The sequence below is a fragment of the Paraburkholderia phenazinium genome (assembly GCF_900142845.1).
GTDB classification, from domain to species: Bacteria; Pseudomonadota; Gammaproteobacteria; order Burkholderiales; family Burkholderiaceae; genus Paraburkholderia; species Paraburkholderia phenazinium_A.
This window is the reverse complement of the sequence record NZ_FSRU01000001.1, coordinates 1,623,236-1,648,345: the sequence shown is the minus strand read 5'-3', so window position 1 is coordinate 1,648,345 and position 25,110 is coordinate 1,623,236. Positions and strand designations below refer to the sequence as shown.

At 58.0% G+C, this 25,110-nt stretch carries 24 protein-coding genes and 2 pseudogenes; 13 read left to right on the top strand and 13 right to left on the bottom strand.

The window, feature by feature from the left end; genetic code table 11:
* The first annotated feature begins 108 nt into the window (after positions 1 to 108).
* Positions 109 to 849, top strand: coding sequence for a CDP-diacylglycerol diphosphatase (locus BUS12_RS07180; RefSeq protein ID WP_253190119.1), 741 nt, complete (start codon positions 109 to 111; stop codon positions 847 to 849).
* A 23-nt stretch (positions 850 to 872) separates the two neighbouring features.
* Here the strand turns inward: BUS12_RS07180 and BUS12_RS07175 are convergent, their stop codons facing one another.
* Positions 873 to 1,373 carry a MarR family winged helix-turn-helix transcriptional regulator gene (locus BUS12_RS07175; protein ID WP_074297211.1) on the bottom strand — a complete coding sequence of 167 codons (501 nt, stop codon included), beginning with the start codon at positions 1,371 to 1,373 and terminating at the stop codon, positions 873 to 875.
* 209 nt (positions 1,374 to 1,582) lie between these two features.
* Here BUS12_RS07175 and BUS12_RS07170 point away from each other — a divergent pair, with 209 nt between their 5' ends.
* Entirely contained in the window at positions 1,583 to 2,671 is a 1,089-nt protein-coding gene (locus tag BUS12_RS07170; protein WP_074295010.1) for a fatty acid desaturase, read from the top strand.
* 89 nt (positions 2,672 to 2,760) lie between these two features.
* Here BUS12_RS07170 and BUS12_RS07165 read toward each other — a convergent pair whose 3' ends face one another.
* Positions 2,761 to 3,882, bottom strand: a complete 1,122-nt coding sequence (locus BUS12_RS07165) for an FUSC family protein (RefSeq protein WP_083640284.1) — start codon at positions 3,880 to 3,882, stop codon at positions 2,761 to 2,763.
* A gap of 177 nt (positions 3,883 to 4,059) precedes the next feature.
* On the bottom strand, positions 4,060 to 4,641 hold the full coding sequence (locus BUS12_RS07160) for a hydrolase (protein WP_074295008.1): 582 nt from the start codon (positions 4,639 to 4,641) through the stop codon (positions 4,060 to 4,062).
* Between the two features lie 73 nt (positions 4,642 to 4,714).
* Here BUS12_RS07160 and BUS12_RS07155 point away from each other — a divergent pair, with 73 nt between their 5' ends.
* Complete coding sequence (locus BUS12_RS07155) at positions 4,715 to 5,377, top strand: TetR/AcrR family transcriptional regulator (protein WP_216352699.1); 663 nt, start codon at positions 4,715 to 4,717, stop codon at positions 5,375 to 5,377.
* Positions 5,378 to 5,580: 203 nt separating this feature from the next.
* Positions 5,581 to 6,075, top strand: coding sequence for a GNAT family N-acetyltransferase (locus tag BUS12_RS07150; protein ID WP_367117598.1), 495 nt, complete (start codon positions 5,581 to 5,583; stop codon positions 6,073 to 6,075).
* Between the two features lie 1,225 nt (positions 6,076 to 7,300).
* Here BUS12_RS07150 and rsgA read toward each other — a convergent pair.
* Together rsgA and BUS12_RS07135 are read right to left on the bottom strand one after the other, a co-directional pair.
* Positions 7,301 to 8,365: a ribosome small subunit-dependent GTPase A gene (gene rsgA, locus BUS12_RS07140; RefSeq protein ID WP_074295004.1), complete on the bottom strand. Its 1,065-nt coding sequence runs from the start codon at positions 8,363 to 8,365 to the stop codon at positions 7,301 to 7,303.
* A 267-nt stretch (positions 8,366 to 8,632) separates the two neighbouring features.
* Complete coding sequence (locus tag BUS12_RS07135) at positions 8,633 to 8,785, bottom strand: helix-turn-helix domain-containing protein (protein WP_253190027.1); 153 nt, start codon at positions 8,783 to 8,785, stop codon at positions 8,633 to 8,635.
* A gap of 97 nt (positions 8,786 to 8,882) precedes the next feature.
* On the opposite strand from BUS12_RS07135, the gene BUS12_RS07130 reads away from it, so the two are divergent.
* A complete protein-coding gene (locus BUS12_RS07130) occupies positions 8,883 to 9,677 on the top strand; it encodes an SDR family NAD(P)-dependent oxidoreductase (protein ID WP_031356643.1) in 795 nt (264 codons plus the stop codon).
* 419 nt (positions 9,678 to 10,096) lie between these two features.
* Here the strand turns inward: BUS12_RS07130 and BUS12_RS07125 are convergent, their stop codons facing one another.
* The 4 genes from BUS12_RS07125 to BUS12_RS07110 all read right to left on the bottom strand — a co-directional run bounded on the left by BUS12_RS07125 (position 10,097) and on the right by BUS12_RS07110 (position 13,691).
* A complete protein-coding gene (locus tag BUS12_RS07125) occupies positions 10,097 to 10,534 on the bottom strand; it encodes a GNAT family N-acetyltransferase (RefSeq protein WP_074295002.1) in 438 nt (145 codons plus the stop codon).
* A gap of 154 nt (positions 10,535 to 10,688) precedes the next feature.
* Positions 10,689 to 11,090 (bottom strand): NUDIX hydrolase, encoded by a 402-nt coding sequence (locus tag BUS12_RS07120; protein ID WP_074295001.1) that lies wholly within the window; start codon positions 11,088 to 11,090, stop codon positions 10,689 to 10,691.
* A gap of 288 nt (positions 11,091 to 11,378) precedes the next feature.
* Entirely contained in the window at positions 11,379 to 12,830 is a 1,452-nt protein-coding gene (locus BUS12_RS07115) for an IS1182 family transposase (protein WP_074297205.1), read from the bottom strand.
* A 192-nt stretch (positions 12,831 to 13,022) separates the two neighbouring features.
* The gene (locus BUS12_RS07110; RefSeq protein WP_074294999.1) at positions 13,023 to 13,691 is read right to left on the bottom strand and encodes a Type 1 glutamine amidotransferase-like domain-containing protein; all 669 of its coding nucleotides are present in this window, start codon (positions 13,689 to 13,691) and stop codon (positions 13,023 to 13,025) included.
* Positions 13,692 to 14,275: 584 nt separating this feature from the next.
* Between BUS12_RS07110 and BUS12_RS07105 the strand changes: the two genes are divergently transcribed.
* Together BUS12_RS07105 and BUS12_RS07100 are read left to right on the top strand one after the other, a co-directional pair.
* Positions 14,276 to 15,028, top strand: a complete 753-nt coding sequence (locus tag BUS12_RS07105; RefSeq protein WP_074294998.1) for an SDR family NAD(P)-dependent oxidoreductase — start codon at positions 14,276 to 14,278, stop codon at positions 15,026 to 15,028.
* A gap of 126 nt (positions 15,029 to 15,154) precedes the next feature.
* Complete coding sequence (locus BUS12_RS07100) at positions 15,155 to 15,787, top strand: class I SAM-dependent methyltransferase (RefSeq protein WP_074294996.1); 633 nt, start codon at positions 15,155 to 15,157, stop codon at positions 15,785 to 15,787.
* A gap of 210 nt (positions 15,788 to 15,997) precedes the next feature.
* Here the strand turns inward: BUS12_RS07100 and BUS12_RS07095 are convergent, their stop codons facing one another.
* The gene (locus BUS12_RS07095; protein WP_074294995.1) at positions 15,998 to 16,924 is read right to left on the bottom strand and encodes a LysR family transcriptional regulator; all 927 of its coding nucleotides are present in this window, start codon (positions 16,922 to 16,924) and stop codon (positions 15,998 to 16,000) included.
* Between the two features lie 27 nt (positions 16,925 to 16,951).
* Here BUS12_RS07095 and BUS12_RS39770 point away from each other — a divergent pair, with 27 nt between their 5' ends.
* Complete coding sequence (locus tag BUS12_RS39770; RefSeq protein ID WP_074294993.1) at positions 16,952 to 17,191, top strand: HNH endonuclease; 240 nt, start codon at positions 16,952 to 16,954, stop codon at positions 17,189 to 17,191.
* 110 nt (positions 17,192 to 17,301) lie between these two features.
* On the opposite strand, the gene BUS12_RS07085 is transcribed toward BUS12_RS39770, so the two are convergent.
* Positions 17,302 to 17,685, bottom strand: coding sequence for a cupin domain-containing protein (locus tag BUS12_RS07085; protein ID WP_074294992.1), 384 nt, complete (start codon positions 17,683 to 17,685; stop codon positions 17,302 to 17,304).
* Positions 17,686 to 17,881: 196 nt separating this feature from the next.
* Here BUS12_RS07085 and BUS12_RS39260 point away from each other — a divergent pair, with 196 nt between their 5' ends.
* Entirely contained in the window at positions 17,882 to 18,766 is an 885-nt protein-coding gene (locus tag BUS12_RS39260; protein ID WP_367117630.1) for a LysR family transcriptional regulator, read from the top strand.
* A 414-nt stretch (positions 18,767 to 19,180) separates the two neighbouring features.
* Here BUS12_RS39260 and BUS12_RS07070 read toward each other — a convergent pair.
* Positions 19,181 to 21,088: pseudogene (locus tag BUS12_RS07070) on the bottom strand (bifunctional transcriptional regulator/glucokinase); the annotation flags it as partial.
* Positions 21,089 to 21,274: 186 nt separating this feature from the next.
* Between BUS12_RS07070 and BUS12_RS39255 the strand changes: the two are divergent.
* A pseudogene (locus BUS12_RS39255) lies at positions 21,275 to 21,561 on the top strand (IS3 family transposase); the annotation flags it as partial.
* A 128-nt stretch (positions 21,562 to 21,689) separates the two neighbouring features.
* Here BUS12_RS39255 and BUS12_RS38735 read toward each other — a convergent pair.
* Positions 21,690 to 21,854: a hypothetical protein gene (locus tag BUS12_RS38735; RefSeq protein ID WP_171991610.1), complete on the bottom strand. Its 165-nt coding sequence runs from the start codon at positions 21,852 to 21,854 to the stop codon at positions 21,690 to 21,692.
* An 848-nt stretch (positions 21,855 to 22,702) separates the two neighbouring features.
* Between BUS12_RS38735 and BUS12_RS07065 the strand changes: the two genes are divergently transcribed.
* The 3 genes from BUS12_RS07065 to BUS12_RS07055 all read left to right on the top strand — a co-directional run bounded on the left by BUS12_RS07065 (position 22,703) and on the right by BUS12_RS07055 (position 25,016).
* Positions 22,703 to 23,833 carry a porin gene (locus BUS12_RS07065; protein WP_074294990.1) on the top strand — a complete coding sequence of 377 codons (1,131 nt, stop codon included), beginning with the start codon at positions 22,703 to 22,705 and terminating at the stop codon, positions 23,831 to 23,833.
* A 65-nt stretch (positions 23,834 to 23,898) separates the two neighbouring features.
* Positions 23,899 to 24,249 carry a BON domain-containing protein gene (locus tag BUS12_RS07060; RefSeq protein ID WP_074294988.1) on the top strand — a complete coding sequence of 117 codons (351 nt, stop codon included), beginning with the start codon at positions 23,899 to 23,901 and terminating at the stop codon, positions 24,247 to 24,249.
* Positions 24,250 to 24,497: 248 nt separating this feature from the next.
* Entirely contained in the window at positions 24,498 to 25,016 is a 519-nt protein-coding gene (locus BUS12_RS07055) for a tetratricopeptide repeat protein (protein ID WP_216352698.1), read from the top strand.
* Positions 25,017 to 25,110 lie beyond the last annotated feature (94 nt).

The window sequence follows — 25,110 nt, the reverse complement described above, 5'->3', positions numbered from 1 at the left end:
TCATGGCGTTCACTGCGCGCCCTGCGCTTGCTGATCGCACACCACACCGCATAGCCTGCAATGCATAGGATGACTGACATGCACATTCACCGCCGCGCGCGTCGCATGATGACTCGCGTGACCGCCCTTGTCGCCGTCGCCGTCGTGACCAGCAGTTGCGCGGAAATCGCAGCCGCGGATCCCGACGCGCTGTGGAAAATCGTCGGCGGACAATGCGTGCCCGAGGCACAGGCCAGCGGCCGGCCAGGCCAATGCACGAGCGTGGATCTCGCCGGGCACTACGCGATTCTGAAAGACATCTTCGGACGCACGCAGCACCTGCTGATTCCGACCGAGCGCGTCACCGGCATCGAAAGCCCGAGCATTCTCGACGCCGACGCGCCGGACTACTGGGCGGATGGCTGGAGCTCGCGCAAGGTGGTGGAGGCGACGCTGAAGGCGCCGCTCGCCGCCAATCAGTTCGGACTCGAAATCAATTCTGAATTCCGCCGCTCGCAGCAGCAGCTGCATATTCATATGGACTGCATGCGCACGGACGTCATCGACGCCCTCGCCGCCTACCGCCACGATCAACCGGGTCAATGGCGCTGGGAGACGCTCGGCGGGGTGCGTTACCGGATCATGCGCGTCACCAGCCTGACGCAGGACAACGATCCATTCCGGATCGTCGCGCACGATCATCGGGACCCGCAAGCCATGGCGACGCAGACCATCCTCGTGACCGGCGCCGGTCCTTCCGTCGATCAGGACGGCTGGCTCGTGCTCAACAGCGGCCTCGACGTCGACAACGGCACGGGCACCGCAGAAGGCCTGCTCGATCATGCCTGCAAGCTGGCCGACACCCAGTAACGTCGGGTAGCGTCCCGTCGCGCCTATTCGGCCTCGCTCACGCCGCCTCCGCCCTCGACGGCTAGACTCACGAGCCAGCGGCGAATCACGCTTTCCTCCTGCGTGTCGAAGCCCGCGAGCATCTGCTGCTCGATGGTCTTCACGCGTGCGCGGCATTGCTTGAGGAGCGCCTTGCCCTCGTCGGTGACGTCGATATGCTGGATGCGGCCATGCACCGCATGCGGCCGCCGGGCGATGGTGCCGCTACGCAAGAGGTTGGCGACGATCACGCTGACCGTCTGCGGCGTGAGCATCGCGAGACGGGCGACGTCCGCATTGGAGAGACCCGGATACGCCACCAGCATGGTCAGCACCATGAATTGCGGCGGCGTCACGTTGAGGCCGGCCAGCGCGCGCTCCATGCGCAAGCGGTTTGCCGCGCCCGCCTGGCGCAGCAGATAGCCGATATGGCCTTCCTCGCCACGTTTGCCCTCGCCGACACGGGGCACATCTTGCGGGTCTGGTGTCGTGGGTGGTTTGCGCATGGATATCAGCATTCGAAGATTAACGTTCGTGCTCTGATATTAACCGCTAACGACATGGCGGGATAGCGCGCCGGCACGCCCTAAGCGCTTTTTCGCAGATGCTTTGCGCAACAAAATGGTTCGTCGCGAACAGGACCCTCAGTAGGATCAGCCTTAACGCGTCTGCTGACGCCTTATGACACCCTTATCCGGCCCTACCTGTCCTGCCGATGGCGATCTATCTCGACGACACGCAACGCAAAGCCCTGGCCCGCCTGAGCGCGAGCTGGACCTGGCGCACGGAGTGGCCGACATGGGTACTGATCGTCACGATCTACGGGGGCTGGTTCGGCGTCGCGACCCATGCGCGCAATCTTGGACTGCCGCTCACCACCGGCCTGCTCGCATTGTTGAGCGCCTGGTATATGTCCCTGCAGCACGAATTGCTGCATGGCCACCCCACCCGCTCGCCGTTGATCAACGCGCTACTCGGCTTCGCGCCGCTCGCCGTCTGGTTCCCGTATGGCATCTATCGCGAGTCGCATCTGCGGCATCACGACGATACCAACCTGACCCGCCCCGAACACGATCCGGAAAGCTACTTCGTCTCGGGTCAGACATGGCACGGCGCCGGCGCCGTTTCGCATGCGCTGCTGACGCTGCGCAATACCTTCGTGGGACGGCTGCTGGTTGGGCCGGCTTTCGCGATTGCCGCGACCGCGATCGACGCCGTTCGCAAGGCCGCGCGCGGCGACTGGCGCGACGTGCCGCTGTGGATCGCTCAGGGCGTCGCCGTGAGCGCGCTTGCGTGGTGGCTGCATACCGCCTGCGGGATACCCGCGTGGCTGTATGTGCTGGGCATCGGCTACGGTGCGCTGTCGATCAGCTCGGTCCGCTCGTTTCACGAGCATCGCTTGGCCGACGCCGTCGAACACCGTACGGTGCTCAATGAAGCGGCGTGGTTCTGGCGTCTGCTGTTTTTGAACAATAACTATCATTTAGTACACCATGATTTGCCTCATGTCCCCTGGTTTGCGCTGCGGGGTGTCTATAAGGCGTCGCGCCAGGAGTACGTGGCGCGCTCAGGCGGCTTTCTCGTGCAGGGTTATAGCGAATGGTTGAAGCTTTACGCGTTCGCTCCAGTTGCGCATCCGGCGCATGACGATCTGTCCGGCAACCTCCACGGGAATCCCTCTGCTTCCGACAGTTTTGTGGGTAAATTGCGGGTAAAACGCATGGTAGTTATCCGCCAACGGGAACTCCGTGAAGCTCATCTACCCGCTACTGCTGAACGCCAAACCACGCGGCGAGTCGTATAGGCTCCGCTTGCAGCGCGGAAGGTTTCGGCGCTTTGAGGCGCGCGACGTAGCATCGGCCCCGTCAACAGGCGCGACCGGAATCTTGCCGATCATCGAAATGAGGCCGGTTTGCGCGAGCATTCGATGCGCCTCGCGATAACGTGCACAGCCAGCGTAATCAAGAGACCGGTCGCACTGCCGACCGCTACGTTGATCAGACGCTCGCTAGCGAAAGTCCACGACTGCCCGGCAACCACGAATGCCATCGCGGCGCAGGCGCAACGCGTGCCGAATGCCATAACGTAGGGCCGAATGCAGACGAGTGTCAGCAACGCAGCGAGGATAACCAGGTCTCGCACGAAATAGTCGTGGGGGACCAACAACCCGACGAAGATACCGGCCGGCACGCCTACAATGGCCCCCGCGATACGATTCCGGAACTTGACTCGGGCGCTCGCCGCACTGCCCGTCACCACGCTCGCCGCAGACCAGATTATCCATTGTCCGCGCTCGATATGCCTCCACTCCACAAGCGCTGCTGCGAGGCCTACGGCGAGTGCTATTGCGATCATCGCTTCGACGTACGGAACACGATCGCCACGCTCAGAACGCTTCGACCATTTCGCATAGTGCGCGAAATATGAAACCTCTGGACGGCGTTCGCGGTAATGATTGATCGAGGAAATCAGCAAAACCGGCAAGAAAGCCGCCAAGACGAAGGGAAGAAGCTCGAACCCGCGATGAATGAGTGCCGATTGCCTCACTCCTTCGGCGCTCTCGCAGGCGAGATAAAGCACCGGAATGAACGTATAGCTGCCGAGTGAGCGCAACTCGCTTCCCCGTGCGGTCACCAAAATCGACCCCATTGCCATTAAGGCGGTGGCTACGACAAACAGTGGTGGATACGCAAGCGAGGCCATCAATACCAGGAAGCCCGCTCCGATGGCTATCCCGTGGGAAATGACCCCGAGCGGAGCGAGATGCGAGCGATCCACTGCGATAGCGGTCGACACCGTCACCAGCGAAACGAGCAACCACTTTGTCTGACCGGAAACCAGCGCGAGGACGACTAACGGGAAAAGGGCCGTCAACGTGCGAACAAGCGCCTTGCTATCGATAGCAGCCTCGATACGCGACACGGCCGATCCGACAACCCCGTAACGACTTTTTTGCGTCGGCGAAGCGTCGGTTATACGGACAACTGATTGTTCGTCGGAACTTGATTTCGACATCCCGGAACTCCTGCACTGAATCTTCGTACTCTGCTGCTGCCCTCTCGCGTGTGCGGACAGGTTGATGTACAAATCCGCGAGTCGACTCGATCCGATCGGTCGGCGTACCGACCGACACGCTTTCCGGCCTGTCAGCGGCTGCGCATTCTGGCCCTCGTGCCCCTTCGTGGACCCTTGTTAGTCCGCGAGTGCCTGGATCACGTCCTCGGACTGACGCACGAGGCCGAGTCTCGGAAAAATGTAATTAACCGACGCGTGATGATGCTCAGCCGTGGCGCAACTCATCGTATCCTCGGCGAGCACGAGTGTGTAGCCAAGTTCATAGGCAGCACGTGCCGTCGACTCCACACCGATATTCGTCGAAATTCCGCCGAGCACAATGGTCTTGATGCCGCGGCGGCGCAATTGCAGATCGAGTTCCGTGCCGTGAAATGCGTTCCACTGCCGCTTCGTGATCTTGAGATCATGCTCGGCGGCTTCGAGCGCTTCGGGGAAGTCCCACCACGTCGACGGAAGTCCGCCGGCAGGAAGCGCCATGGGTTGGTCGACGGGTTGCTTCAGCGCGTCGCCGAAATCGTCGCTCCAGCCTACGCGCACCAGCACGACTGGCGCACTGAGTTCCCGAAAGCGCTTCGCGAGCTTCGCTGAGGCCGTCAGCACGGACTCGGCGCTGCGAGGGGCCTTCCCAAAACCAAGGATGCCCTGCTGGAGGTCGATAAGAACGAGTGCCGTAGTCTTGGAGTCAAGTTTCTGCAACATCTTTTGCCTTCCGTTGAAGTTAGTGAGCCAAAGGTGTATTGTGAGGCTCGTCTCACATTTCTATTTTATGAGCATGCCCTCACAAAAGTCAACCACAACATTGCGTGCCGAAAGCGGACAAGCGAAAGCCCCACAGCGCGCACGCGGTCACGCACGGGTCGCAGCGCTGCTGGAGGCAGCAGGTACCGAATTCGCAGACAAGGGATACGACGCAGCAACCATGACGGCGATCGCCTCCCGCGCGGGCGCGTCGATTGGCTCGCTGTATCAATTTTTCCCCACCAAGGACCGGATCGCGGGTGCGTTGCTCGAAAGCTATCTGGACATACTCGCAGAGACGTTCCACAAGCTGCGCGAGGCTGCGCCGTCTCTGGACGTATCGCTGCTTGCGAGCCGGTTGACGAGGACGTTCGTGAAGTTCCGCGCGAGCCATCCGGCGTTTGCGGTCCTGGTCGAGACCTACAGTTACGCTCTGCCGCGCACCATGAACATCCGCGAAAGTCTGCGTAGAGAGATCGAATCCGTGCTGGCTGAAGTGGCCCCGCATCTGGCACCGGCAGAGATCGCCGTCCGTGCCGCCGTGATCCAGCAGATCATGAAGGCGGCCGTCGCGGTTAATGGCGATACCTCCATAGCCAGTCGTAAAGCTGTCATGGACGAACTGGATGGCCTTATGCGTCATTACCTGCAGGACGCGATCCAACGTGCGAACCTGGAGACGCCCACGTCTTCATAAGTCGCCATAGCGTGGTACGTCCAATTGCAAGCGCGCGGCTCGCCGCGGCGCGCTATCAGGTTCTCGAGCGCAACTGGGCGATGTGGCTCGAAGCGGCGAAGGAGTTCGCCTTCAGAATGTTCGATAGACCCATTGAGCCTGGAGTCAGGTTGACTCAGGGTGGAGGCGTCACTAACAGGCGATGGCGCACCTATCGATGCGGCTTGACTTACCTGACGAAACTCGCCACCCATCGCCAACTGCACGAGAACGACACCGTGACTATGACTATCGCTGGATACGAAATTTCGACTGATGCAACGCGTCTCGACCACGAAATGATTTTCAGGTTTCTGTCGGAAGATTCGTATTGGGCCGCTGGTATACCTCGAGCGGTCGTCGAAAAGTCGATTGCAAATTCGCTGTGCTTCGGCGTCTATGATGCGGCGGCGCAGGTCGGTTTGGCTCGCGTCGTCACCGACAGGGCAACGTTTGCACTCGTCGCCGATGTGTTCATTCTAGAGGCGCACCGGGGCAAAGGTTTGTCGAAATGGCTGATGCACGAAGTGACGCAACACCCGGATCTTTCGGGTCTTCGTCGTCTCCTGCTGCTGACATCGGACGCGCATTCGCTCTATGCGCAGTTCGGCTTCACCGAACTCGGGAACGCAAGGCGTTTCATGGAGGTTTTGCGACCGGACGTCTACAAGCCGTCTTGACAACTGTCCTTCGCTTCACACCCGCCTCGTCAATCGGCGTGTGCCTTGACGATAGCATTCACTCCGCCACGCGCCGGGTGGTTTGTCGACGATTCACGTTCACGGATCGAATGACTGTAACTGGCCGCCCCGCTGCTCTACGGTGAACTTCCGCACTCGACCCTGAAGCGACCTTCGATTCGCCCGACAGCGGTCGTTCATGTGTATCCATCGTCAGAGGCGATGTAAGCGCCTCGTATGCCGAATTGCTGAACCACACCCATCGATAAGTTACCGCGGCGGGTTCATCGATAGCACAGTTGCTGGATCGTGGTGCAGAATCGCGCCCAAACCGCACGTTGAATCCAGTTCTATATCGACCGACGTTGACGCTCGTGAGCGCGGCGCGCTGAAAATTCGGGGGTCTCGTCGAAAAAATATTGGATGATGAAGTGAATCGCAGTTGCCTCGTCAACGAACTCCTTCACGAAGTCGCCCGGTCCAGGGCCAGGCGCCCAATCCCAAACAGACACGTGCCAACGACCAGAGGCATTCCAGATTACTGGGACTGGAGCGTCCGTGTCATTGAGTGTATGACCATCTTCGTAGCCTTTACGAAGGCTGGGAAGCGAGTTCCCCTGGACACTGGTGGGCTTCATAACCAGGTAACCCGAAGGGTACGCTGTGTGATCGTGCGAAAAGAACGGTTCGTCGGCCAACTGCAACCCGAGATTACGCAGCCTATTGATGGAAGTGATTGAGAGCAACATCATTGATACCTCGTGTACAAAGCGTAGTATGAAACCAGTCTACCGAAATCCCGCGAACGAATTTTTCGAGCATTGCGCTCAAGTGGTCGTGGCCGACTACGAGGATGTCTGGGAAGACCTGACTCTACTCGCAGAGTAGGCGCTGAACGAGTGTCGCATCGGCTATCGTACGTACTCAAATTGTTCGCGATGTAGACCTGTCTTGTGATCAATCTACCCCCGTGCCGACCGTCCGCCCCTGGCCGAACGCGGAAGTTCGTCTACCGCGCGTCAGAGACCTACCCAACCTCGGCGCGAATTTCCCTTGCCACCCAACTCGGCCATTCGACCAGACACAATATGAATGGCCGCTTCCGAGTGCATAGCCGACGCCTGAGCGTCCGAGCACTGAACGTACATCAGTCACTAGCCATGCAGCCCATCGAATCAAGCCGACGAGCCGCGTGCCCTATCCATACCTTCGATAACCTAGTTTGTCATCTTGGCTCCCGCTCAAACCTTTCGCGGCTTCCGCGCCGCGCGGCCCGCTGCTTTGCTTCGTTGCGCTGCTGCCGTAGCGCAGTATTCTTGTCGTCAAAGAATTTGGCTTCTCGCTCCAATTTTCTAAACGAATTTAGCCGTCTGAGCGTCAGGCGTCCATCGTCAAGTGCTTGTGCAATCGCGCATCCACGCTCCCCGTTATGCCCGCAATTTCGAAATGCGCACTGACTCATCAGTAGTGTCACATCTTCGAAGGTGTCGCTTAAACTGTCGGCACTGGCTGTTACGCCGACACTACGAATGCCGGGCGTATCGATAATGACGCCACGCTCTGGCAGTACAAATAACGATCGGCTGGTAGTGGTGTGCGAGCCACGTGCCCCCTTTGTGCTGACGCCCAGCGTTAGCTGCTGATGCGAACCGGTTAACGCGTTCACAATCGAACTCTTTCCAACCCCCGATGAGCCGACGAACACGCAGGTTTCATCCTTTGCAATCAAGTCTTTGAGTCGCGTGACGCTAGGTTCGTTGACGGTGCTCAGCATACACACCGGAATATCCGATCCGAGTTCGGCAAGCTGCTCAAGATAAGCACTTTTGTCGTCAACTAGATCCGCCTTGTTGAGAACCACGGTGGGCGCGATGCGGTTAGCGCGTGCTAGCAGCAGATAGCGTTCGAGCCGCGACAAATTAAATTCTTCGGTACAGGAGGTAACGATAAACAGTTTGTCTATGTTGGCCGCCAAAGCTTGCACGCGGCCATCGTCGGTACTGCGCTGGAAACAATTGGCGCGTTGAAGGATGTCGATAAATTCCACTTCACCCGTTGCGTTCAAGATGCCAAGTACCCAGTCGCCGATGATCGGTACTTGTTCGCTCTTTCTCGAAAAGGTCAAATTGAATTGTTGAAGCCGCCCTTGGGCGTCACCCGACACCACAAAGCGCAAACCGAAATCCTCGGTAACGCGATAGGGTTGGCCGATACCGTAAGGCGCGACCTGTAAAGAAAAGTGTTCGTTAAAGCCTAGTTTCTTTAAACAATCGGATTCGAGATTGGTCATGGTCCCAATGCATAGAAAAATTTAGAAAGTTGCCTGACGGTGTGGTGTCAATATCTTTCATATCCAACCTCCAAATTTCAGTGGGGCCGCCTTAAGCCGAAATAGAACCCAATACGCGCAAGGCTTCCAGAGCTTAGCCGAGAATTAAAGCCCTGAATAGGGAGTCTGAGGTTCTCCCTTTCAAGATGCTAGAAGTGTCTGAATTCTTGTCGAACTTTTCACGGGGATTGCAGGTGCACCGATGCACTGCCGGTCAGTCAACGACCGTTAAGTAAACCGGGGAAGTCGTTCGAATGGCCCAGCGCTAGCCTTACTGATTGCCGACTGTGAATCGCCGGTTCGATGCGCGGCAGCTGTAAAACCGCCGGCTTCAACCACGGCTATGAAGGCGTTTAATTCGTGGAATCGATCCACTTCCATTCCTCCTGGGAATTAATGTTATGGCAAATCAAGCTATTATCATTGGTTCCGACATCACTCACAATGCAGCTCTCTTCACAGCTGAAGGAATGGTGTCATGAATATTGATCTCACTGGCCGCAAGGCCGTCGTTACTGGGTCCACAGCAGGTATCGGCCGAGCCATTGCAGAAGGGCTGGGGCGCGCAGGCGCCGCGGTCGTGATCAACGGCCGCACAGAGAAGCGCGTCTCCACGGCGCTTCGGGAGCTTCGCGAACTCTTGCCAAAGGCGGAGTTTACCGGCGTCATCGCAGATCTTGCGACTCCGAAAGGCGCGGCGGACTTGTTCGCGCAGGCGCCGGATGCGGACATTCTCGTCAACAATGTGGGTACTGGGCGTCCGAAGTCCTTCTTCGAAATTGAGGACAGCGAGTGGATCGATCTCTTCGAACTTAACGTCATGAGCGGTATTCGCGCCTCCCGCCACTATGTGCCAAACATGACGAAGCGCGGCTGGGGGCGCGTCGTCTTCATCAGTAGCGAGTCCGCGCTTGCCATCCCTAAAGACATGATCGACTACGCCACGACCAAGACCGCTCAGCTCGCCATTGCGAGGGGCTTGGCAGAGGTGGTCGGCGGAACGGGCGTCACCGTTAATTCGGTTCTCCCTGGTCCGACGAATTCGGAGATCATGGGTGGTTGGGCGCAGGCGAACGCAGATGCGCAAGGCATTACGCGTGAGGAAGCCGAGCAGCAGTTCCTGAAAACGAATCGCCCGACCACGCTCCTCAATCGCTTCGCGACAACCGAAGAAGTCGCAAACCTGGTCGTCTATGTCTGCTCGGAGCAGGCGTCGGCGACAACAGGCACTTCCTTGCGTGTCGACGGCGGTGTCGTTCGGACAATTGCATAGGGCGCCCGCTTTTTCACTCGCTCAACGCGGCCCAGGGAAGGGCCAAACCATCGGTTCCTTCCCGGAGTAGACGACAGCCCAAGTTGAATGTGCCTGCATTCGTACGAGTATTTCCACTCAAAAATAGCCGCCCAGAGTTGCCTTAATCGCGCCGACCGGTTGGTCCATGGTGACACGATTGCCGACGATCCTCGCCTTAGGGTCGATGGTCCGCTCCTGGCCGAACGCGGTCCGACACAGACCTCAATCGATCGCTAATCGCGCAGATATGCGAAAGGCGTGCGCCGACCCGGTACGGCCGTTTCCATCCGCATTGCTGCCGCTCATGGGGTGGACTGATTGACCGTAAGCGATCAATGAACGACGCTGGTCGGAAGCGTGACTGATCTTTACGTAAGATGCCGTTGGGACACTTGAGACTACGGATGCCAAATGAGCTTCGTGCTCTTGGGTAGTTCTGCGACGAATTGGAAACCGAGCTGATCATACAGGCGACGTGCCGGGTTGCCATGCAGCACGCTCAGAGTGACTGGTACACCTACGCGCTTCGCTTCGTTCAACACGGCAGTCAAAACGGTTTTGCCGACACCTCTTCCCTGGTGGGACGGTGTCACCTGGATTTGATGTACGTGCCATTCGTCGGTCATGCGGCTCAACTTGATTAGCCCTATGCTTCGATTTCCCTCGCAAATAATCTGCGCGTCTTCGAAGTTTGATCTGATGCGCTGGTAGTGCGCTTCATCGTCGACGGGTATAGCGACTCGTTCCAGATGTTCCGTCATCGTTAGCTTGCGGAGTTGCAGGAGAAATGGCTCGTCGTCCTGAGATGCAGCGCGTAAGTTGATCTGTTGATTCATGGTCTGTGCTGTCCAGCCGTGGCGAGATGAACGGTCAAGGGGAGTTTGACTGTAGCTTCCATGGTAATAGCGCAGTGTCCCCTGATGCATTGTGCCGTTCGATTGAAAATCATCTAGCGGACCTCCTGCCGCCTTCGCAGCGAAGCTGACTGCGTTAAGCCCGCGTGCGTCGACTGTGCCAGGTCAGGATTGAATTGCGATATCCCTCCGGTAGGTTCACAGGAAGCACATTGACGTCGAAGGTGCAGGCTTGTAGATGTTCTTCGCTGATCTTCGGGCAGAACACTCCGGCCAGCTGGCAACCGTATGTAACGATAAATACGTGCTTTCGCGGAATCACTTCGAATAGATAGGTGTCGAGAAGAACAGCGGGACTGATGGCGATGTCCAGTTCTTCTTTGAATTCGCGCACTACGCATTCGGCCGGGCTCTCTCCGCGTTCAATACGGCCACCGGGCAGCTCCCACTCCTGTCGCTCGTTGAGCAGCAGAATCACTCTATCTGGTTCATTGAAAACCACTCCCTTAATGGATACCGCGTATCGACCGTCTTCCATCTCGGTGCCCTAGTCTGAGTTCGCCAATTTGTGCACAGACAAGCAGCTTCTCAAGAATATGCCGCTTAGATTCCGCGCTCCTGCTGTGTGAGCGGTCCGTTGTTGCAGGTCCGATTGTCGGCGATCTACGTCCACTTGTCGAAGGTCCGTTCCTGGCCGAGGCTGTGTAAAAACGCGGCTACCGATTGGCTAAAATATCGTGTCTCAGCAGGTGCACGCTTTCGTGACACCAGATTTCGAGAGCGATCAGAATTTGCTGCGCTGAAGTGTAAGACAGGCGAGCGCAGATCACGCGCCAGCCATCTTCATTGCCCGCATTGCGTCTGCGAATCCGAGGATACTGATGATTCGTTTGATGTTGTACGCCAACACATGCAAGCTCATTTCGGCGGCGACGTTACCGAGCCTGCGAGTCTGGAAGTGAGTTGAACCCATCCAGTGCTTGAGAGTGCCGAACACATGTTCGACCGTGCGACGGCGAATTGTCATCGCATCAAGCTGACGATCGAGCCTGCGTTGCACGGCCTCAAGGACTTCTTCGTGCTCCCATCGGCGGATACGCCGGTAATCAGACGGCGTGCACTGGCTTTTGATCGGGCAGCGTGGACATGCACGGCTCCAGTAGGTTCGCAACGTCATCGGGTTGTCGCGCTCAACGGAGCTGAACCGGTAAGTCGCTCGCTGTCCCGCCGGACATTGGTACTCATCGTCGGTCGCGATATAGATAAAGTCAGCTCGATCGAACCGCCCGTCAGCCTTGGCGCCAGATGTCTGTGATTTGGGCACGAACGCGGCAATACCGGCGTCGTCACAAGCCTTGATCTCCGGTGCACTGTAGTATCCCCGGTCCGCGAGTACCCTAAGCGTCTTTCTCCCCATGGCATCGCGCGCGGCTTTCGCCATCGGGCTCAACTGAGTGCGGTCGTTGCCGACGTTTGTGACTTCGTGGGTCACGATAAGGTGGTGACGGGTGTCGACAGCCACCTGAACGTTGTAGCCAACCACGCCTGTGCCCTTGGCTTGCGAGAGCATCGAGCGCGAATCGGGATCGGTAAGGGAGATCTGCTTTTCTGGAAGATCGTTCAGAAGCTTCGCTGCGTAATCCAGATCGCGCACCTGTTCGCGCAGCCTGTCGATCTTCTCTCGCAGATGACTGGTCTTTGCCTCAACTTCAGCCGGCTGGGTCCGATCTGCTGTTTCCAGCGCATCCATGTAGCGCTTGATGCTTTTTTCGATCTGCTCCTGTCGCCTCTCAATCTTGTTCGGTGTGAAGTTCTGGTCACGGCTATTCACAGCTTTGAATTTGCTGCCGTCGATGGCCACCAAGGCGTGCGTGAAGAGCTTTAGATTGCGGCATATGTTCACGAAACGTCGGCATGCATTGCGAATGCCTTCTCCATTGCATCGCCTGAACTCGGCTATCGTCTTGAAGTCTGGCGCAAGACGGCCGGTCAGCCACATCAGCTCAACATTGCGCTGGCATTCCCGCTCCAGGCGACGGCTCGACTGTACGCGGTTGAGATAGCCGTAGATGTAGACTTTCAGCAAGACGGCGGGATGATAAGACGGACGCCCTGTGCTTGCTGGCGTGGCTCCATCGAATCCCAGTGAAGCCAGGTCAAGTTCGCCTACGAACACGTCGACTACTCTTATTGGGTTATCCTCGGCGATGAAGTCGTCAAGACATTCCGGCAGCAGTGTTGTTTGATTGCGGTCTGCACCCTCAACATATCGCCCCATCTTCGTCTCGCGCATCAACAGGTTGATTTAGTCTAGACGATGACGCGCGTTTTTACACAGCCTCGGCCGCATTGGGCCGGACGAATGCTGACCCAGATCGACTCGCATGTAACGTTCGGCTTTCTACGAAGCGGACGTTCACGAACCGAAGATGGACCATCAGCACAGTTGCTGCCAAAGAACGGGACGACTTCAATCCTCAAGAGGAGTAGGACGAATCGCTTCTGAAGCGTATCGATGAACCCGTCCGAATAACTCGACTTCCTTGCCGTCAATGACAATCCCCGAACCGTCGGGACACGCGTAGAGGTCCGGGATAGTAGAGGACAATTTCGACTGATCTCCGGTAACGCTTTCAGAATTGAAGTGTGGCCAAAAGTGGAAATCTACAAGGCCGAGTCCTGCGTCATCCATCAACTGTTCGTCCCGAACATCGCCGCACAGTAATGCTGAATCCACGCTGGGTGTCATCAAGATAGCGCCCGCGCTTACACCGATCAGCACCCCTCCTTCGGATACGTACCGAGTCAGGAGCGGCAGTACGCTGCGTCGCTGCAGCCACGACAAGAACGAAAACGTATTCCCGCCAGATAGGTGGATCGCATCGCACGACAGCAGAGTCGACCATTCCGCTTCCGATGTGTCTTGACTAGGGTCTACATACACTACCAAATTCGCGCCAATCCCAGCGTAGTAGTCAGCTTTACGCCGGAAGTAAATGCGCTCTGGATCGCTTGTCGCGGGGATATATCCAATCTTCGGCTGCGGTCGTCCGATCAACCGTAGAAGACGCGCATCCATTTCTTCATTAGCTGGAAAGTCTTGATCACTATATAACGCCAGTTTTCGATAAGGGCACATGCGACTCTCAAATTCGTTTCGAACTGGTTGGATTTTTCTACCGGATACGCGGCGCGCCTACGAGACTGGGAATTGTCGCCCATTCTGAAGCCTCAGTCGACCGTCGCTTGATGGCCGGTTGTTACCCCTGCGATCGGTGTAAGGGCCCAGAGACCGTTCGATAAGCTCATCAATCATATGTCCGTCCGACCATGCGTCGCAACACCTTCTCGACAATGTCATCGGTTACCAAAGGATCGTCGGTGCGAACGCAAATTGCCCGCTCGGCAGATATCCTTGCCGTCGACAACGCGAGAGAGATCACTTGCCGTTCGTTGCGGTCTCGTCCGCAGAGCCGCCGTCATAGTCAGCGCATGAAGTTTATCGAGCCCGTAAGTGGCGTCCATCTACGGAAGAGATGGATTGCATCTCAATATGTCGTCTTCTCAGGAGGCCGGTGCGCTCCTACCATTCGTGTTCGGCCAGCGGGCCGATCTGCAAGCTCTCGCGCTTGTAGCGAGGAGCTTGGGTCGTCGTCCCGTTGCTGGACTTCGGCTCCGCCAGTCGCGGAACCCCGCTTTTCAGTTACGAAAGGATGAAAGATCATGAGAAACCTAGAAGGCAAGATTGCAGTCGTCACGGGCGGAAGCAGTGGGATTGGCTTGGCCACAGCCAAGCGCTTCGTGGATGAAGGTGCGCATGTCGTAATCACTGGGCGCCGAGAGAAAGAGCTGAAAGAGGCCGCCGCCGCCATCGAGAGAAACATTACGACGGTCGTGGGCGATGTGTCGCGCCTAGACGATCTGGATCGCCTCTTTGCTGTCGTGAAAGAGAAACATGGTCACATCGACATTCTCTTCGCGAACGCGGGCGCGGGGACAATCGCACCGCTCGCGGTAGCTAGTGAGGCCCATTTTGACCAGACCTTCGACGTGAACGTGAAGGGAATGTTCTTTACGGTGCAGAAGGCCCTTCCCCTCTTCAAAGACGGCGGTTCGATTATCCTGAACTCTTCGGTCTCGAACGTGCTCGGGCTTCCAGGATTTACTGCTTACGCCGCGAGTAAGGCCGCTGTGCGCAACTTCGCGCGCGGCTGGGCCTTGGAATTGAAAGACCGCAAGATCCGCGTGAATTGTATGAGCCCCGGAGCAATCGACACCCCGGCCTTGGCGACTACGACGGGCCTTACCGCTGAACAGGCCGAGCAAGCAGTCGCACAGTTCACCACGCAGATCCCGATGGGCCGCAGGGGCATGCCCGAGGAAATCGCTGCAGCAGTCACGTTCCTCGCCTCTGATGAAAGTTCTTACATCACCGGTATCGATCTTCCCGTCGATGGGGGCATGGCGCAGGGCTGACCCGGAGTACATTGACACGCAGGCGCTGGCCTTAGCGGCATTCTTCGCGGTCTATGGCGAATGAGCCGTGGGCCGATGCCTTGCACGTCATACGCTCGTCGAATTCTCTACCGTGAAGGACATCCCATGTACGACCAATCCAAGCTGGCGGAGTTGATCCGTTTCTCACGCGTCGATGCGGGCGCCACCGTCATCGACGTTTACCCGGGCGACGGCGACTGGACCCGTCTCTTTTCAGACGTCGTGGGACCCGAAGGACGGGTCTACAGCTTCGTGCCGGCCGAAGTTGCCCACTTCAAGAACGATCCGGTCGGCCTCATGCGGACGCTTGCGAAGGAGCCGGGCCGAGAGAACGTCGAGGTCGTTTCCGCGGACCTCGTAGCGATGCCGCAGGCCACTCGACCAGCTGATGTCCTGTGGCTGCACCTGTTCTACCACGACCTCCACACTGCGCTTATGCAGGCCAAAGGCGCGACGGCGGCGGAGTTCAACCGAGCCGTCTACGAGCGACTGAAGTCCGGTGGGTACTATGTCATCGTCGATCACGCCACCGCCGTCGGAGTGGGCATGAGCAACGCCCAGTCGCTGCATCGGATTGACCCTGCGTCCGTGCGCGAGGAGGTGGAAGCGGCAGGCTTCGTACTGGACGCGGAAAGCACCGTTCTCGCCAACAAGAACGATCCGCACTCGGGCAAGGTGTTTGACCCCTCGATCAAGGGTAAGACCGATCGCTTCGCCTATCGGTTTGTGAAGCCCTAACGAGTCCAGCCGCCCACTTAATGTCGAGCTCGCCACTGGGTGCAAACAACTTGATGCGATCCGCAGGTTCCACGCGCCGAATTCGTGAGTAGTACAGGTCGTACGGAAGTCACTTGCATCGTCGGGGCGTTGAATGGCCAAGACGGGCTTTGTGGTCTACCTTCTGGCTCGCGAGGTCGAATGACTTTCGGTTAAGGCCGCTGCCTAGCGCTAGAGTTTTGCGGGTGCAGGCGACTCTCTTGCGCTCGACCAGTCTTTCAGATGCTCAACGAGCCAGCGGCCAGCTGGACCAGGAGGCGTTGCGGCTGGGTAGACGGCAGAAATGGTCAGCATGGCTCCGGCGCGCGGGACACCATCGACGTCAAGGGCGACCAGGTCACCGGAGGCAATGTCTTTCTCCACCATGTGAAGAGGCATCCCTCCCCAGCCGACACAGTCCTTGAGCAACGCATATTTCGTGGACAGATCGGCCAGGCGCCAGGTCGTAGACGATAGGACCCCGTAGTCGCGGCCAGCGAGCAGCTGTGAACGATCGGTCAAGACCAGTTGCACGTGCTTAGAGAGTTCCTTCTTGGGAATATGGCCCTCGAATTTTGCAAGCGGGTGGCCACGCGCAGCAACCATCACCAACGGGACGGTGCCGAGGCGGTCGACAGCCAGCGACGGGAAGTCGATTGGGAGTGAGGCGAGGATTCCCAACGTGCAGCGCCCCTCCAGTACCGGCTGATACCCAGCACCCAAACCCTCCACGAAGATCCGTAACGGCGTCAACGGGAAGCGCTTGGTGAACGCTCTGGCTGCCTCGCTGATGGCGGCAGTGGGAAAGAAGACATCGAACACCACGGAGAGCTCGGCCTCGACCCCCGAGGCCATGAGCTTTGCCCGAGCTTTGAGGGTGTCAACACCCGACACGATGGCCCGCGCATCCGCAAGAAGGAGCACGCCTTCAGGCGTTAGTTTTGGGAAACGCCCTGACCTGTCGAATAGTGTGATGCCGATCTGCTCCTCCAAAGCACTCACCCAGCCGCTGACTGCGGACTGCACGCGGTTCAAGCGTCGAGCCGCCGCGGAGAAGCTTCCTTCGTCCACCGCGGCGATGAATGTTCTAAGCTGGTCGAGGGATACGCCGTCGAGCATACAAGCCTTTATCTATCTCTGAGAGGGATGTCTCGCATCGCAATATACCGGCTTCTCAGAGTGGGTGGAGGCACTGCATGGGGCCAGAAAGATTTTCGCGAGGCCTTGCTGGACGCCTACGCCGGTCGTTGCGCCATCACCCAATGCGACGCAACGGCCGTGCTCGAGGCCGCCCACATTACCCCCTACGCTGGGGAGCACACGCACCGGCGCGTCAACGCGCTGCGTGTCCCGCTTCGCGCACCGCCGATTCATTTCGAAAATTGAGTGTCGCTGGCTACGGCACATGCCGACCCTCAACGGCCAGTCCGAGCAATGTCGCTCAATGTCCGAACCTGGAGGGTTAGCCGCCGTGTGAAGAGATGAACTCAGCGTGATCAACGCAATTGTTCGTCAATTGTCCTCGTCAGCGGCGATTCCACGTCGCCCGTGTGTTTCGTCTGCATGGGCTCGATCAGCACGATCCAGCATTCCTCATCGGCGACCGGGTTGTGCCGCGTACCGCGCGGCACCACATGCATCGAACCTGCTGGCAAATCGACAACGCGGCCGCCTTCGTATTCGATCTTCAGATGCCCGCGCACGACAAAGAACAATTCGTCCTCATGCGCGTGGTCGTGCCACACGAGTTGGCCGCGCACTTTTGCGATCTTCACGTATTGATCGTTGACCTGCGCGACGACTTTGGGCGACCAATAGTCGGACACGTCGCCGAACGCGGATTCGAGGTCGAATGATTCGGCGAAGGGGTAAACAGCCATGATTATCTCCAGGTCGGAATGACGGATGCGGCGAGCAGCATGCTACGAAGTCCCGGGGCGGCCGCGAACAGAATAAGCGGCAGAATCGGGGGGATCGTTGCGCATCCGGGTGAACGAGACTAGCACTGTACGGATCGCCGACGCATCGTCAAAGGCAATAATGTTGATGCAATCCATTACAAGACATAATGTGTCGATGACACGAAACCTCGATCTCGATCTGATCCGCACCTTCGTCGCCGTAGTCGATAGCGGCAGCATGACTGTCGCCGCAAATCTTCTGCACATGACGCAGGGCGCCGTCAGCCAGCAGGTGAAACGCCTCGAAGACGTGCTGGACTGTCTTCTATTCGTGCGCAAGACGCGCAAGCTGGAACTGTCGCATCAAGGCGAGCAGTTTCTCGTCAAGGCGCGCCAACTGCTGCGGCTGAACGACGAAATCTGGGCCGATATGACCGGCCAGCTGCTGCGCGGCCGCCTGCGCGTCGGCGTGCCCTACGATCTCGTAACGCCGCTTGCGCCCGCGCTGAAGGCATTCGCCGAAGCCTATCCGCACGTGGAGATTTCATTGGTGTGCGCAGCGTCGCCTGAATTGAACGAGGCGGTGAATAGCGGTCGCGTGGACGTGTCGCTGGTCGAATACGTCGGGAGCGAAGCCGAAGGCGAAGTTATTCGCGTCGAACCGCTGGTGTGGGTGAAGGGACGCGGCAGCGATGCGTGGCAGAAGCGGCCGCTGCCGCTGTCGATGGTAGACGAACGTTGCGCGTTCCGTCCGGTGGTGCTCGGCGCGCTCGCGAACGAGGGAATTGCGTGGCGCACGGTGTTCGAGAGCGGCAAAAGCCGACCCATAGGGGGTACTCAGGATTCTCCGGAACGGTCACACGCACCAGCCGAATTTGGCCAGAACGAGCAACGCGGGTACCCCCTCGCGGTCAGTGACTTGCGCCGACGGACGACGGTGCGCCCGATTGCGACCCCGTGCTGTCGCTGCCGCCGTAAGCCGTGTTCGCATTGCGGTCGGCGCCTTGACGTTCAGCCCGTTCAGCCCAGACTTTTTGTACCTGCTGACCTTGTGGCGTAGCGCCCCAGTCGTACCCGACCGGTCCAGCGGGGCCGGTTCCGCCGCCACCGCTCCCGCCCGCTGCGAAAGCAGGGGCCGCGATGGCGGTCGAAGCCGCGATCAGGACAGCGGCGATGAATTTGGTATTCATGACGTACCTCCAATAGAGAGTTTCGGCTTTGCCAAGAGGCTGCAGAAGGAACCACAACTTCGCGTTACAGCAACATGGCAGTCAGTGTATACACTTACTATTGGATTTTTATGTTGATAATTTGAATATACAATTATTCGAACAACAACAATCTTGGGAAACCCCTCCGGACGGGGGATTCACTGGGGCGCAATCGGCTCCTAAGGCGCGCGATGGGTGGGCCATGCCCGTTCCAGCCCCACGTCTTGTTTCACGCCATTCTGCAAGACCGACTTCTTACGGGAACCCGTCGCGGCACCAGCCGCCCCATGACTAAGCCAATCGAGCGCAGCAGTGACATCATCATCCGCACTGCCGCGCAACCTGGCGATAGCCTCAGCCACATCCTCGCCGGGCACAGCGCGCCGAATAGCCACGCCAACGGCAAGAATATCAATCATGACCAGATGCAGGATCCGCGAAATCATGGAAAGCTGGGACTCACGAATCTCAATATGATCCTTCCCCAGCGCCACCGTAGCGCGTTTAGCCAACGGAGTATTGCTAGACGTAATAGCAATCACCTGCGCTCCAGCCTGCATGGCCACGTCCAGCACACGCAGCAACTCCGGCGCACACCCTGACCTCGACACGGCAACAATCACATCGCCCACCCCAAGCAGCGCGGCCGACGCAGCCTGCATGTAGGGGTCGCCATAAGCAATCGTAGGGATCCCAAAGCGGAAGAACTTGTAGTGCGCATCCTGCACGATGACATTCGAATTGCCGAGCCCGTAGAACTCAATCCGGCGAGCGCCGTTCAACAGTTCGATCGCCCGCTCGACATGCTCGAAGTTCAAATGCTCACGCAATTGCAGAATCGCCGAGATCGTGTTGTCGAGCACCTTCGCGCCAAAGTCCGTCGCCATGTCGCCCGGGTGCACCTGGCTGTGACTCACCGGAATCGTCCCGGTCAACCCGGTCGCCAGCTTCAGCTTGAGATCGGACAATCTCGGCCAGCCCAGCGAGCGGCAGAAACGGATCACCGTCGACGTGCCTACTTCGGCCTTGCGTGCAATGTCGATGATCGGATCGTTGATGATCGATCGCGGATGATTCAACGCCAGATCCGCCACGCGCCGCTCTGCCGACGTCAACGCGTCACGCATCTGACGGATGCGTTCGAACACCGCCGTCGAATTCCCGCCCGCGCGATTCGACAACTGCTCCGCCAGAATCGCCGAGACGCCAAGCAACGCCGGATACTCGGCGGTGATCACGTAGGTCGGCACGTTCTTCAGATACGACTCGAAGCGGCCTTTCGCTTCGAAGCGCTCGCGGAACGACGAACGCTCAAGGAACTCGCCCAGCCGCGGCACCACGCCGCCGCCAATGTAGATGCCGCCCAGCGACCCCAGCGTCACCGCAATGTTGCCGGCGAAGGTGCCGAGGATGCTGCAGAACACCTCAACCGATTCCGCCGCCAGCGGCTCGCCATCGAGCGCGCGCTTGACCACGTCGGACGTGTCGAAGGTTACGCATTTCTTGTCGCGCGCTGCCAGCGCCCGATAAATGACTTCGATGCCTGAGCCTGCTGACACGCGCTCAAACGATACATGCGACCACTTGTTGCGCGCATATTGCAGCACCAGATCTTCGCGCTCATCGGCCGGTGCGAAGGTGGTGTGGCCGCCTTCACTGTCCAGGGCAATCCAGCGGTCGGCGGCGGGGATCAGGCCGCCGACGCCGAGACCCGTACCAGGGTTCAGCAGCCCGATCACGCTGTTAGGCCGCCGTGCGCCGCCGCCCACCTGCACGCGTTGCGAATCCGTCAGGCCCGGCAATGCCATCGCCAGCGCCGTGAAGTCGTTGACGACCAGCAACGTGCCGAAGCCCAGCGCGCGGCGCGTCGCCTCGATCGAAAAGGTCCAGTCGGGGTTGGTCATGCTGATCCGGTCGTCGTCGAGCGGGTTTGCAATTGCAATCGCCCCGTGATTCACGCGGCCAATCTGCATGTCTTTCAGGTACTTCCTGATGACTTCGGCGATCCCCGGATAGTCGGCGCAGGGATATTCCTGCACCTGAAAAATCTCCCCCGGTCCTGTCTCCAGCGCAAAGCGCGCGTTGGTGTCGCCGATCTCGCCTAGCAGCCTCGGTCCGTCGACGTGCTGGCCTGCACTCGGCACAGCGTTACTTTTCACACCAGTAGACATCGAGTCTCACTCCGTTGTCATTTGCCAGCGTTGAGATGGCATTTTTTCCACCCGGGCGCGAGCCGGACATTGCTGGGGTGGTCAAACGAGACGAAGTCGATAGCGTCGAGTGCGAGGGCGTAACCACGTCGGAACGCGATCGACTCAAGAAGCCGATCTGCAAGGTATTGAAGATTTCCCCAACAGGGTTTGCGCGGCGTGATTCACGGCAACCGAGTAAGCACGACCATCCCCGAAGTTTCGGCCCCACGTCCGCTGGACCGAGTCAACCGTCAGTTCACGGCTGACGGGCCGAACCAGTTGTGAGTTGCGGATTTCACGTACCTCTAGACGTGGGAGGGCAGCCTCTGTGTGGCGTTCGTGATCAACGTGTTTGCCCGACCCATCGTCGGCTGGCGTGCCGGCCCTTCGATGACCAGGGGCTTCGTTGTGTTGTGGACGCTACTGAACAGGCCCGTTCCGCTCGCCGGCCGATGCAACCGCCCGGCTTTATGCCGCCCGCGGAAACTGGAGCAAACACTAATACCAGCAACGCAGCAATATCTCTGCTGCACGGGTATTGTCTTACACCAATCAGCCTCCAGGATTACCGGGTTGCGGTTTAACTGAAATTCTCAATTTCAATTTTCGCATGTAATTTCGCTTTCGGCCGGGTCGTTAACCAACCGCGCACAATCATGAAACGCAACTCGAAATGTGCATCGCGACGCATCAACGCGCATGCTACAGCAAATCGACCACCACCTATATTACCGGTCTGTTGCATGGTTTTACTTGTTCGCATGCAATCGTCCCTGGTCTCGCGAACTCTTGCATAAAACATATAAAGACGCGTGATTTTTTAATCGATTTTTGCCAACAACAATAACAATCTTTGGCGGCACGCCTGGCGAACCGTGCCCCTTTTCCCAGGAAACCCTAACCCCTTTGTACATAGGCTTCCACGCCGCTTGCCGCCGGACGGTAGACGCTGAGTTGCATCGAACTGCGGCCCGAAATGTGGTTAACGGTATAGCGACGCCTAAATATGAGCATCAGAAAATTAAAACATTATTTATATTTCCAGTTTATTACTGAAATTTACATGACCATGCACTATCGCCGTCATCCGCATAAATACCTTCACTGACAATCCATCAGCCGCATAAATCTCCTGGTAAATGTCTATCGCGCCACGCGCTACTCTCATCGATTTTGAGTGTCAATAGTGACAATCCTTGGCTCTACACCCAGGTAACTTTAATTCCCTTGTTATACGAGGCTCTAGAACTTCACGACGATCCGCTTACACGGATCAATATTGCAATTTCGCCACACCAGTCCATCTGATATCGATTTTTTTGTCCGACTCTCGGGTATTCTCTCAACCAGTCAGTAGGCAAAGTACGAAAAGAAAGTTATTTGAAAGTAGTTTGACTACGCAACCAGGGGCGATGGCGGCCGACGAGCGATCCACGTGACGCAAAGATAGCCTCAGGCCACATGGTCACGACAACACATCCCGGTCGGTCTAACTGCCTCCCTGGTATGAGATGTCTGTTCAGGCGCCCGTGGTGCCCGAACACCATTAGTAGTACTTCTGGTTTTTCTTTTTAACAGGATATGGAGGAGACGATGAAAAAAGCTTTACTCGCCGCTGCGCTGATGTCAGCTGGCGTCATTGCGCACGCTCAAAGCAGCGTGACGCTGTTCGGCCGCCTGGATGCGGGTGTTGAATACATGAGTGGAATACCTAGCACGACTGGGTCGGGCTCCACGTCTCGCGTAAAACTGGAAAGCGGTGACTGGGGTACCAGCCTCTGGGGTATGAAGGGCGTGGAAGACCTGGGCGGTGGCTTGTCCACCGTGTTCCACCTGGAAGGTTCTTTCAGCACAGCGACGGGTGCCCTACCCGGCGGCGGCGAACTCTTCAATCGTTATGCATTGGTTGGGCTCTCGGACACCACGTACGGTACCCTGACCTTGGGTCGCGAGCTGACCCTTGATGGCGAGGACCTTTGGGCATATGACCCGTTCGCCCAGTCCTCGTGGTCATCAGCATCGCTGGTACGTGGCCGCAACTGGCAGGCCTCGAGCAACAACATCAATTACGACTCGCAAACCTTCGGCGGCTTCGCAGCGCGCGTCCAATACTCACTGGGTAACACCACGAACTTTAACAATGGCGCTACGGGCAACGGCGGTCAATTTAACAATGAAGGCCGTTCAGACGCTGTGGAACTCAAGTACAACAACAGTCTTGTCCAGCTTCGCGCTGTCTATGACGAAGTCCGCAATGTGAACGGCGGCCTTGGCGACGCAACGGACGGTGTATGGGCTTCCTCACGCGAATATATGGCTGGCGGCAACCTGATCCTGGGGCCATTCACGCTGAACGCCATGTATGACGGCTTGCGTAGCTCGGGGGTGAACGGCGCCGCGACTGGCGTTGCGACGACAGCAAACCAGGAATACGGCGGTGTGACCTGGCATGCTACGCCGGCCGCGCAGTTGATTGCCGCCGTGTACCACGTCAATGCGAACAATGGCGCAGGGAACGCAACCATGTACACGATTGGCGGTTCGTACAACCTCTCCAAGCGCACTTTGCTTGACATCCAGGTCGCTAGCGTGCGTAACAGCAGCAATGCTACCTTCAGCCTCGAGGCCAACCTGCCGAGCACTCCGGGAAACCCGCAAGCGGACAACCCGCTTCCGGGCCACAGCCAGACTGGCGTGTACGCAGGTATCGAACACTCGTTCTAATCGAACAGTGTCAATATAAGACCCGAGAGGAACCACGACGAACCATGATAATAGGAGAGACATAAATGAAAGCATCCCAGGCAATCAAGGCCATCAGTGGCGCGCTCATCGTAATGGCTTCGCTCAACGCGTATGCGCAAAGCAGCGATGCGACGGCTGCACCCGCCACGACAGCTGCCCCGAGCGCCAAGGCAACCAGGGCGGCCAACCGCGCTCTGCAACGCAAGGTGCTTAAGGCACTGGCCAGGGCGAAGGGCTTGACCGCTGACAACATCACAGTCCGTGCACGCGACGGTGCAGTGACGTTGGAAGGTCGGGTGAGTGAGCAAGCGCAAAGCGACATAGCTACGCAAACCGCTCAAGGAGTAGCGGGCGTGACGTCGGTGAAGAATGCACTGGAGATCCGTGCACAGTAGTGCTTACCAGACCGGGCACAACCCTGCATGGCAGAGGGTTGTGCCCGCTTCAGTTCCAGACGGGTTTGCTTCGACCGCCCCGCCCTCACGTCGATCCGCGAAACTGCGCCGCCCCGGGAATCGAAGTAGTGGCCGCCACGCTAGCGCAACAATCACTAGCAGCGGCATCGCAGCTATTTTTTCACGCCACGGAGATATAAGATACGGTCGCCAAATACGCTACAGTGCGAACCAATGAGAGATCAGGATTGAAAGACACCTTCGAAGAACGCCTGACGCGAGCGATGAACCTTCGTGCATCTGGTGAATATGAGGCGGTCCTCACCCTCATGATTGAATTGGCCGGCGAAAGACCCGAGAGCGCCTTTGTGCAGTATCAAGCGGCCGCCATTCACGATCGATTAGGGCTCGAAAAGGCAGCAGTGCCTTACTACGAAAAATCCCTGGCACTCGGCTTGAGCGACCCGGAGGACGAAGCCAACGCCTATCTGGGGCTCGGTAGCACGTATCGCACACTTGGGGACTACGAAAATGCGAGACGGGTGCTGATGTGCGGTCGTGGCAAATTTCCGTCACATCGATCCTTCGACGTCTTCCTCGCAATGACGCTGCACAATGTGGGTGAGCACACGGAGGCAATGAGACTTCTCCTGCTGCTTATCGCGGATACCAGCGGCGACGCAGAAGTGGTCGCTTACAAGAGAGCGATCGCATTTTATGCAGAAAACATCGATCGAATCTGGCCGGGCGACGACGATAGCGATTAGACCCCTCCTCCAAGATCTCATCGAAGGACTCTTCATGGCCGAACACCGTCTCATGCAATTCCAGATCCAGTTCCAACGGCTTCACGGTCGCAGT